This window comes from Bradyrhizobium oropedii, assembly GCF_020889685.1.
GTDB lineage: Bacteria > Pseudomonadota > Alphaproteobacteria > Rhizobiales > Xanthobacteraceae > Bradyrhizobium > Bradyrhizobium oropedii.
Map to the genome: position 1 here is coordinate 39,534 of NZ_JACMYO010000003.1, position 10,751 is coordinate 50,284.

At 63.4% G+C, this 10,751-nt stretch carries 4 protein-coding genes; 1 reads left to right on the forward strand and 3 read right to left on the reverse strand.

From position 1 onward, the window contains the following. The first annotated feature begins 672 nt into the window (after window positions 1–672). The gene (locus tag H8A95_RS02010; protein WP_229181558.1) at window positions 673–1,881 is read left to right on the forward strand and encodes an FAD-dependent monooxygenase; all 1,209 of its coding nucleotides are present in this window, start codon (window positions 673–675) and stop codon (window positions 1,879–1,881) included. Between the two features lie 111 nt (window positions 1,882–1,992). Here the strand turns inward: H8A95_RS02010 and H8A95_RS02015 are convergent, their stop codons facing one another. From H8A95_RS02015 to rpoC, 3 genes are all read right to left on the reverse strand, one after another. Continuing rightward, a complete protein-coding gene (locus H8A95_RS02015) occupies window positions 1,993–4,056 on the reverse strand; it encodes an ABC transporter ATP-binding protein (protein ID WP_229181559.1) in 2,064 nt (687 codons plus the stop codon). Between the two features lie 222 nt (window positions 4,057–4,278). Beyond that, window positions 4,279–6,339 carry an FAD-dependent oxidoreductase gene (locus tag H8A95_RS02020; RefSeq protein ID WP_229181560.1) on the reverse strand — a complete coding sequence of 687 codons (2,061 nt, stop codon included), beginning with the start codon at window positions 6,337–6,339 and terminating at the stop codon, window positions 4,279–4,281. 179 nt (window positions 6,340–6,518) lie between these two features. Beyond that, window positions 6,519–10,721: a DNA-directed RNA polymerase subunit beta' gene (gene rpoC / locus H8A95_RS02025; RefSeq protein WP_229181561.1), complete on the reverse strand. Its 4,203-nt coding sequence runs from the start codon at window positions 10,719–10,721 to the stop codon at window positions 6,519–6,521. Window positions 10,722–10,751 lie beyond the last annotated feature (30 nt).

Below are 10,751 nucleotides of genomic sequence, written 5' to 3' on the forward strand. Positions count from 1 at the left end.
ACCTTGAATGGCTCCGCAAATTTCTTCTCAGGACTAGCCGTCCCGTACGGCCCGCTCGACGCGGAACAAGCACCCGCGCAAAGCGAAATCGCGCCAACCACTCATCACTGAGCGGAAAGCGCATCGACGCCACAGAGGACCGCGATCCCGAACCGTTCAGCGTTCGCTGTCCGGTCCGCCACCGAGGTCATGCATCCGAATTCACTCTCAAGAGGACGTGCTCAAGAGAACTAAAATCGTCCTGGCATTGCCTAGCTATCATCGACAGCGTTTGAGCGGCATTCGTCGAGGTTGGTGCCCGTCCGGCGCCTGAAAAAGGGCCTTGGGGTGTTCCGTTCCGACGCTGGCGTAGCTCACCGCCTGTCGTTAAGTGAGCGCCTTGTATAATCGAGAGGTAGTGAAGTCAAGCAAAACGACAAGCCAAGAAACGCCTCTAGCACTTGCGTATTTCGCATTTCGCCAACACGCGGCGCGCGACGAAATATGACAGCCTGGGCGCCTCCCCTCACCCTTACCCGAATCTCCGGCGCGCGCCCGACTCATATATTTACCCGGATAAAACATGAATAGAAACAACTCTCCCCAACTTCGTCCTGAAGGCAAACTTCGAAACTAAGCCTTTATTTGCCATTCGCAGCGCAAAAATCGGGGTCACGGCCACGGAAAGCTCTCATGCGGTACACCGACATCGCGATCATCGGCGGAGGTCTTGCGGGCTCGACCGCAGCCGCCATGCTCGGCCGTGCCGGGATACCGAGCCTGCTGATCGACCCCCACCAGGTCTACCCATTCGATTTCCGCGTCGAGAAGATCAGCGGCGACCTCCAGCTCGAGCGATTCGCCAAGACTGGCATTGCCGATTCCGTGCTCCGTTCGGCGACGCTGGACGGCGAGAACTGGATCGCGCGATTCGGCTATTTGCTCGACCGGCAGCCAAGCCGGCAACACGGCATCATGTACGACACATTGATCGGTGCGATTCGGAACGAGATCGCGGGGTCGGCGGAGTTCATTTGCGACAAGGTGGTCAATGTCGCGACCAGCTCCGAGCGGCAGAAGCTCGTGCTCGCCGGTGGCGAGGAGATCTCGGCGCGCCTCGTGGTGCTCGCCAACGGCCTGAATGTCGGACTGCGCCGGATGCTCGGCATCGAGCGGCTCATCACCAGCCACTGCCACTCGATCTCGCTCGGCTTCGATTTCGTACCCGTCGGCCGCCCCGCCTTCCCGTTTGCGGCCATGACCTATTTCTCGGAGCGGCCGAGCGACCGCATTCCCTACATCACGCTGTTTCCGGTCGAGAACCGGATGCGCGCCAACCTCTTCACCTATCGCCAGGCCGACGATCCCTGGGTGCGGGCGATGCGCCGCAATCCGGTCGAGACGCTGAATGCCGCACTGCCGCGGCTGCGCCGGCTGACCGGCGAATTCGGCGTCGCCGGCGACATCAAGATCAGGCCGGCCGACATCTATGTCAGCACCGGCTATCGGCAGGCCGGCGTCGCGCTGGTCGGTGATGCCTTCGCCAGCACCTGCCCCGTCACCGGCACCGGCACCGACAAGGTGTTCACCGACGTGGCCCAGCTCTGCGACGTCCACATCCCGGCCTGGCTTTCGACCGAGGGCATGGGTGAGGAGAAGATCACCGCGTATTACGACGATCCGGTCAAGACTGCGTGCGATGCCTGGTCGAACGCCAAGGCATTCAACTTCCGCGAGGTCTCGGTCGGCAGCGGGCCCTATTGGCAAGCCCAGCGCTGGGCGCGCTTCCTCGGCTATCTCGGCCGGGGCACGCTGCGCAGGCTGCAAGGCTCGCCGGCGGCGTCAGCGGCACGGTCCGCCAATCACTTCCGGCAACGTCCGCACGCCGCAGACCGGGCGTAGAGGCGCGATCAGCAAGAGCGTTTTCGAGCGAAGTGAGTACCGGTTCGCGTAAAGAAAACGCGTCAAAGAAGAATCTAGCGTCCGAGCATCGCCGGCGACGCGGCGTGGGACTCACGCCTCGTCTTCGTCCTCATCCTCGTCGTCTTCATCCTCGTCATCTTCATCATCGTCCGCGTCGTCGTCGTCCTCGTCATCAGCGTCGTGATGGACATGCCCCTGGTCGTCCCACAGCCTGCGGTAGACGCCATTCAGGGCCAGCAGTTCCTCGTGCGAGCCGCGTTCGATCGCCCTGCCGCCGGAGATCACGATGATCTCGTCCATCTCGACCACCGAGGCCAATCGGTGCGTCGACCAGATCATGGTGCGACCCTCGGCGACCTTGAGCAGCGTGCGGTTGATCGCCGCTTCCGTGGTCTGGTCGAGCGCCGAGGTCGCCTCGTCGAGCAGCAGCACGGACGGATTGCGGATGATCGCGCGCGCTATCGCGATGCGCTGGCGCTGGCCGCCCGACAAGGTATCGCCGCGCTCGCCGACCGGCGTGTCGTATCGCTGCGGCAGGCTCATGATGTAGCGATGGATCTCGGCCTTCTTCGCCGCGTCCTCGACCTCCGCATCGCTCGCGCCTTCCTTGCCGAGCCGGATGTTCTCGCGGATCGACATGTTGAACAGCATGTTCTCCTGGAACACGACCGCCATGCTGGCCCGCAGCGACTCGCGCGTCACCCGTCGGATGTCGACGCCGTCGATGGCGACACGGCCCTCGTCCGGCACGTAGAGCCGCAGGATCAGGTTGATCAGCGTGCTCTTGCCCGAGCCGCTCGGACCGACGATCGCGATGCTCTTGCCCGCATTGAGCTTGAGGCTGAGATTGTCGAGCACCGGCGTCTGCGCCCCCTCATACTGGAAGGTGACGCGGTCGAAGGAGATGTCGTTGGTGATGCGCGGCAGATCCGGCGCGCCGGGCCGGTCGGCGCCGCGGGTCGGCTCGTCGAGCAGCTCCTGGATGTGCCGCACCGCCGCCGCCGACGAGATCGACACCGGGATGAAATGCATGAGATGGGCGATGTTGTACGACACCTCCCAGAATGCGCTCTCGAAGGTCACGAAGGTGCCGACCGTGATCTGGCCCTTGGTGGCGAGATAGGCGCCGATCGCCAGCACCACGAGGTGGAGCAGCAGCACCGCGATGGTGACGGTGCGCTCCACCATGGTCGACAGGAACATGGCTGACGCGGCCTTGGCCCGGACGTCGCGGTTGCGCAGCGTGAACCAGCCGAGCGCCCGGCGTTGCAGGTTGAACGCCTTCACCACCGCCTGCGCGGCGACGTTCTCCTGCACCGTCCCGAGCAGCGCGGCTTCGTTCTGCTTCTGCTCGTAATTAGCCAGCACCGCCTTCGGCGTCAGGATGCGCGGCCCGATCAGCGTGATCGGAAACACCAGCAAGGCGACCACGGCAAGCTGCCAGTTCAGGAACAGCATCAGGATGATGCCGGCGATCAACTCGAGGCCCGGCAGCGCCGCGCTGTTGGCAAAGGTCTTGACCGAACCCTCGAAGGCCGACAGATCGATCGAGAAGCGCGACAGTATCTCGCCGCGCTTGGTCCGCGCGAAATAGGCCGACGGCAGGTTCTGGACGTGCTCGAAGATGCGCGTCCGGACGTCGGCGATGATGCCGGCGCCAAGCCGTGCGTCCCAGCGCTCGTACCAGACTGCGATGATCGAGGTGACGATGCCGGCCACCGCGAGCACGCCGAGGATCTTGTAGAGGGCCTGGAAATCCTCCTCGCCGAGCGCATCGTCGATCAGGAACTTCAGGCTGAGGGGCATGATGACGTTGAACAACGTCTCGACCAGCACGCCGAAGGCAACGAATGCGAGCGGCTTCTTGTAGTTGGTCAGGATCGGCCTGATGAAGCCATAGATCGTGGAGAGCGCGCCGGCGGCTTCCTTGGCGGTGAAGACGACGAGATCCTCGTCATCATCGTCATCGAGCTCGAACTCGTCGTCCTCGTCCTCATCCTCTTCGTCGTCAGCCGGCGCGGCGGCCGGCTTGGCGGCGGCAGCGGGCGGACCGGGGACGGAAGCAGGCTTCTTCTTCAGCTCGGGATCGTCAGCCGATGCGCGATTCGGATCGTCTGATGCAGGAGGTCTTGATGCAGGAGGTCTTGGCGCCATGAAACCAACCGATGCTCCACGGCCGGCATGACCGCAAATCGAAACCACAGCGGCGAACGCTGCCGGTACAATCCTATGCGATCACAATGAATTCGGCAAAGCGTTTGGAACGGCCGGTGCGCGCACACGCTCCGGTCGAATCGGGATCACGGTTTGCCGCCGTTTGACACGTGGTTGACGCAAGGCCGATCGCCTTGCGTCAGGGACTGGTCGTCGCTGCCGCTAGTCGTCGAGGTCGGCTTCGACCTTGTCGAAGAAGGAATAGCGCAGGCTGTCGGAGTCGGCGTACCACTGCCCCGGCCCCTTGTTGGCGGCCAGCGTCAGCGTCCACAGCGCATCGGTGCAATCGCGGCGGTGCATGGACAGGTCGAAGCCGTTGCCGAAGAACAATTCCGACCACTCCCACCAGGTGCCGAGCTTCTTCACCCCGCGCAGCAGGTCGTAGCGATCGATCACAGCGGGCGCCATGTCCGAGGTCACCGACGCGAACACGACGCCGCTCTTGACCACGCGGTTGAGCTCGCGCACGCCGCGCACGACCTGCTTCTCGCCGAGATGGCACAGCGAGGTCTCGAACACGAAGTCGAACTCGTTGTCCTTGAAGGGCATGTCGGCGATCGAGCCGAGCTTGTTGTACTTCTTGAGCGCCTTCGGCGTCTTGCCGTGGATGTAGCGGTTGTTCTCGATACCCCAGGCATCGATGCCGCTCTCGCGCAGCGCGCCGACCAGTTCGCCGCTGGCGGAGCCCGCGATCAGGAGCTTGTAGCCCTTCGCCCTGCCCCAGACCGTCTTGATCAGGTCGGTCAGATAGGCCGGGTCGGTGAAGTTACGCCAGACTTCGCTGTAGGGGCCGGCGCCGCGATAATTCTCGAAATAGCTGCGGTCGATCCTGTCGGACAGCGTGCCCTCGTCCTGCGCGCGGGCGCGGCGCAGCCGCATCATCTCGGTGACGATGATGTCGGTCGCGGCATCGGAGGAATCGAGCAATCCGTTCAGCGTCGAATCGAACAAATAGTCGCCGACCACGACGATGCCGGGGTGCTGCTTCGGCTCGGGGCGGTGGTTGGTCATGACGTCGCGCACCGGCAGGCCGCCCGGCAGCGCGTTGACCGACGACAGCCAGCGATGGATATTGCCCTCGAGGAAGTGTTCGCGCGCATCGCCGAGCGAGGCAGGCAGCGACTTCAGCGCGGCGTCGATCAGTTCCTGGTCAGAGAGATTGGCGAAGGCGAGCGCATCGGAGCCCGCGATCAGCCAGTTCAGCACGCCGTGCTTGCCGACATCGTGGCGCGCGCCCTCGTTGTAGACGCAGCAGCCGCCGAACGCTTCCGACATGAACCAGGCACCCGGGATCTTCTCGCCCCAGAACGGCTCGTCGAACAGGATCGAGACGCGCAGATAATGCGCCGGCCGGTCGAAATAGGCGACGTGCTTGACCATCGACTTGCGCAGCGCCTCGCCGTCCCAGCGCATGGTCGCGAGCCAGGAGTGCGGCAGGCAGACCAGCACGAGATCGAAGTCGCGCGTCTCCGGCCCCTTGCCGTTCATCATGTTGAGCTGGTAGCGGCCTTGTTCGGTCTTGCCGACCTTGAGCACGCGATGGTTGAGCTGGATGTCGGCATTGACTTCCGAGCGCAGGCAATCGATCAGCTGCTCGTTGCCGTTCTGGATCGAATACAGGCCGATATAGCCGTCGACATCCATCACGTAGTTCTTCAGCGCGTTGAGGCCGTTGGTGTTGTGGCTCTCGGTCGCGAGGTCGGAGCGCGCCATCACCTTGAAGAAGCGCTTGGCGGTCGCGTCCTCGACCTCTTCGTCGAGGATCTGCTCGGCGGTCTTGTAGGCCCAGGGGTGCTCATTGTCGTGGGATCCCACGCCCTCGTAATATTCGATCGGCGACACCAGGTCGCTGCAGCGCTTGCGGAACGCCTCGATCGCAGCCGCGGTCTTCGGCCCGTATTTGCGGCGCATGCCGGGGACGTCGGCGAGCAGCTCGCCGTCGAGGTGCACCTGCTCGGCATCCATCGGGATCGTCTGCAGGCCGAAATGCTGGATCAGCTCGCGCAGCGGATCGGGGCCCGTCATCGAGTAGTCGTAGATCTCGGCAACGCCGGCCTCATACATGGCAGGCGCGGTTTCGAATTTGCGCGTGACGACCTTGCCACCCAGGCGGTTCGACGCCTCGAAGATGGTGATGCGGCAAAGGTCGCCGAGTTTGCGCTTCAAATACCAGGCGCTCATCAGCCCCCCGGGGCCGCCGCCTACAATTGCCAAGTCGAGCATATCGATTCCGTCGTCTCCGGCACTGCCAAACAGCCGGTCTAAGTCACCCTAGCAAAAGCACTTTTCTGCCTGAAGGGAAGATGAACAAACTGCGTCCCTGCACCGCAGCAGGGAAACAAAGCAGCAAAAAGGCCGGCAAAACGCCGGCCTTCTCGTCGTTACCGTAGTCTTGCGGAGGCCTATTCCGCCGGCGGCAGCGCCAGCGGCTCCGCTTCCGGGGCCGTCGGCACGATCGCCGCCTGCTGCTTCTCGCGCTCGTCGAGGATCAGCTTGTCGCGCTTGACCGCGACTTCGCGGATCCGGGCCATCGAGGCGCCGGTGCCGGCCGGGATCAGGCGGCCGACAATGACGTTCTCCTTGAGGCCCTCGAGCGGGTCCACCTTGCCGTTGACGGCAGCTTCGGTGAGCACGCGCGTTGTCTCCTGGAACGACGCCGCCGAGAAGAACGAGCGGGTCTGCAAGCTCGCCTTGGTGATGCCGAGCAGAACCGGCGTACCCGTGGCGGGCTTCTTGCCCTCCTCCTTGGCCTTGGTGTTGAGCGCATCGAACTCGATCTTGTCGACCTGCTCGCCCGAGATCATGTCGGTGTCGCCCTGATCGGTGACCTCAACCTTCTGCAGCATCTGACGGACAATCACCTCGATGTGCTTGTCGTTGATGAGCACGCCCTGCAACCGGTAGACCTCCTGGATTTCGTTGACCAGATAGGCAGCGAGCTCCTCGATGCCCTTGATCGCCAGAATGTCGTGCGGCGCCGGATTGCCTTCGACGATGAAATCGCCCTTTTCGACGATGTCGCCGTCCTGCAGATGGATGTGCTTGCCCTTCGGGATCAGGTACTCGCGCGGCTCCTCGGTCTTGTCCATCGGCTCGATCGAGATACGGCGCTTGTTCTTGTAGTCGCGGCCGAAGCGGATCGTTCCCGCGGTCTCCGCGATGATCGCCGCATCCTTCGGCTTGCGAGCCTCGAACAGTTCCGCCACCCGCGGCAGACCGCCGGTGATGTCACGCGTCTTGGCGCTCTCGGTCGAGATACGCGCCAGGATGTCGCCGGGCATCACCTTCGCGCCGGTATCGACCGACAGAATGGCGTCGACCGACAGCATGTAGCGGGCATCGCCGCCACGCGCGAGCTTCATCACCTTGCCGTCCTTGCCCTTGACCACGATGGCCGGACGCAGGTCCGAACCGCCGCGCGTCGTGCGCCAGTCGATGACCACGCGCTTGGCGATACCGGTGGACTCGTCGAGCGTTTCCGAGATCGACTGGCCTTCGACCAGGTCCTCGAACCCGATCGTGCCCTCGACTTCGGTGAGCACCGGGCGGGTATAGGGATCCCACTCCGCGATGCGCCGGCCACGCTTGACCATGTCGCCTTCGTCGACGTGCATCTTCGAACCGTACTGAATACGGTGGGTTGCACGCTCGGTGCCGTCGGCATCGACGATCGCAACGACCATGTTGCGCACCATCGCGACCAGGTTGCCTTCGCTGTTGCGGGCGATTGCCTTGTTCCTGATCACGATCTTGCCGTCGAAGTTCGATTCGACGAACGACTGCTCGTTGAGCTGCGCCGCACCGCCGATGTGGAACGTGCGCATCGTCAGCTGCGTGCCGGGTTCACCGATCGACTGCGCCGCGATGACGCCGACGGCCTCACCGTGGTTGACCGGGGTGCCGCGGGCCAGATCGCGGCCGTAGCACTTGGCGCAGATGCCGTTGATCAGCTCGCAGGTCAGCGCCGAGCGGATCTTCACTTCCTGGATGCCGGCCTGCTGGATCGCGTCGACATGAGTCTCCTCCATCAACGTGTCGCGCTTGACGACAATCTCGTTGGTGGCGGGATCACGCACGTCATCGCAGGCCGTACGGCCCAGGATGCGCGAGCCGAGCGAGGCAACGACCGTGCCGGCATCGACGATGGCGCGCATCTTGATGCCGAGCTTGGTGCCGCAATCGGTCTGCGTGATGATGCAGTCCTGCGCGACGTCGACCAGACGGCGGGTCAGGTAGCCCGAGTTCGCGGTCTTCAACGCGGTGTCCGCGAGGCCCTTACGGGCACCGTGGGTCGAGTTGAAGTATTCGAGCACCGACAGACCTTCCTTGAAGTTGGAAATGATCGGCGTCTCGATGATCTCGCCCGACGGCTTGGCCATCAGGCCGCGCATGCCGGCGAGCTGGCGCATCTGGGCCGGCGAACCACGCGCACCGGAGTGCGCCATCATGTAGATCGAGTTGATGTCGGCATCGGCTCCCGCCGCCGTCTTCTTGGTCGACGAGATCTCCTTCATCATCGCCTTGGCGACTTCTTCACCGGCCTTCGACCAGGCGTCGACGACCTTGTTGTACTTCTCGCCATGGGTGATCAGACCGTCATTGTACTGCTGCTCGAAGTCCTTCGCGAGCGTACGGGTCTGGTCCACGATCTTCCACTTCGACGCCGGCACGACCATGTCGTCCTTGCCGAACGAGATGCCCGCCTTGAAGGCGTTGTAGAAGCCGAGCGCCATGATGCGGTCGCAGAAGATCACCGTCTCCTTCTGACCGCAGTGACGATAGACTTGGTCGATCACGCCGGAGATCTCGCGCTTGGTCATCAGCTTGTTGATGATGTCGTACGAGATCTTCGTGCTCTTCGGCAGCAGGTTGCCGAGCATGACGCGGCCGGCGGTGGTTTCGATCCACCGCTTCGACATCTTGCCTTCCTCGTCCATGCCTTCCCACCGGTACTTGATCTTGGTGTGGAGGTGGATGACCTTCGAATGCAGGGCGTGCTCGAGCTCGGCCATGTCGCCGAAGATCTTGCCTTCGCCGGGCAGGCCTTCGCGCATGATCGAGACATAGTAGAGGCCGAGCACGATGTCCTGCGACGGCACGATGATCGGCTGGCCGTTCGCCGGATGCAGGATGTTGTTGGTCGACATCATCAGGACGCGCGCTTCCAGCTGCGCTTCAAGCGACAGCGGAACGTGCACGGCCATCTGGTCGCCGTCGAAGTCGGCGTTGAAGGCGGCGCAGACCAGCGGATGCAGCTGGATCGCCTTGCCTTCGATCAGCACCGGCTCGAACGCCTGGATGCCCAAGCGATGCAGCGTCGGCGCGCGGTTGAGCAGCACCGGATGCTCGCGGATCACCTCGTCGAGGATATCCCAGACCTCCGGACGCTCCTTCTCGACCAGCTTCTTGGCCTGCTTCACCGTGGTGGACAGGCCCTTGGCGTCGAGCCGCGAGTAGATGAACGGCTTGAACAGTTCGAGCGCCATCTTCTTCGGCAGGCCGCACTGATGCAGGCGCAGCTCGGGACCGACCACGATCACCGAACGGCCCGAATAGTCGACGCGCTTGCCGAGCAGGTTCTGACGGAACCGGCCCTGCTTGCCCTTCAGCATGTCGGCGAGCGACTTCAGCGGACGCTTGTTGGCGCCGGTGATGACGCGGCCGCGGCGGCCGTTGTCGAACAGCGCGTCGACGGCCTCCTGCAGCATGCGCTTTTCGTTGCGGATGATGATGTCGGGCGCACGCAGCTCCATCAGCCGCTTCAAGCGGTTGTTGCGGTTGATGACGCGGCGATACAGGTCGTTGAGGTCGGAGGTCGCGAACCGGCCGCCGTCGAGCGGCACCAGCGGACGCAGGTCCGGCGGAATCACCGGCACCACCGTCATGATCATCCATTCCGGCTTGTTGCCGGAGACGCGGAAGGCCTCGACGATCTTCAGACGCTTGGCGAGCTTCTTGTGCTTGATGTCGGAGTCGGTCTCCGCCATGTCGGCACGCAGCGTCGCCTCGAGCTTCTCGAGCTCGAGACCCTTGAGCAACTCGCGGATCGCCTCGGCGCCGATCATGGCGGTGAAGCTGTCCTGGCCGTACTCGTCCTGCGCCTTCAGATACTCGTCTTCCGACAGCAGCTGACGGTCCTTCAGCGCGGTGAGACCCGGCTCGAGAACGACGTAGTATTCAAAGTACAGGATCCGCTCGAGATCCTTCAGCGTCATGTCGAGCAGCAAGCCGATGCGCGACGGCAGCGACTTCAGGAACCAGATGTGGGCGACCGGCGCCGCCAGCTCGATATGGCCCATGCGCTCGCGCCGGACGCGCGACAGCGTCACCTCGACCGAGCACTTTTCGCAGATGATGCCCTTGTACTTCATCCGCTTGTACTTGCCGCACAAGCACTCGTAGTCCTTGATCGGCCCGAAGATGCGCGCGCAGAACAGGCCGTCGCGCTCCGGCTTGAAGGTACGGTAGTTGATGGTCTCCGGCTTCTTGATCTCGCCGTAGGACCACGACAGAATCTTCTCCGGAGACGCGATCGAAATCCGGATCTGGTCGAAGACCTGGGCCGGCGTCGTCGGATTGAAAAGATTCATAATCTCTTGGTTCATGGTCTTCTCCTCGCGTGCCGATCGTCACCG

Excerpts from the sequence above, each read along its gene's own strand:
- H8A95_RS02010 (WP_229181558.1), top strand. The coding sequence starts at position 673 with ATGCGGTACACCGACATCGCGATCATCGGCGGAGGTCTTGCGGGCTCG.
- H8A95_RS02015 (WP_229181559.1), bottom strand. The coding sequence starts at position 4,056 with ATGGCGCCAAGACCTCCTGCATCAAGACCTCCTGCATCAGACGATCCG.
- H8A95_RS02020 (WP_229181560.1), bottom strand. The coding sequence starts at position 6,339 with ATGCTCGACTTGGCAATTGTAGGCGGCGGCCCCGGGGGGCTGATGAGC.
- rpoC (WP_229181561.1), bottom strand. The coding sequence starts at position 10,721 with ATGAACCAAGAGATTATGAATCTTTTCAATCCGACGACGCCGGCCCAG.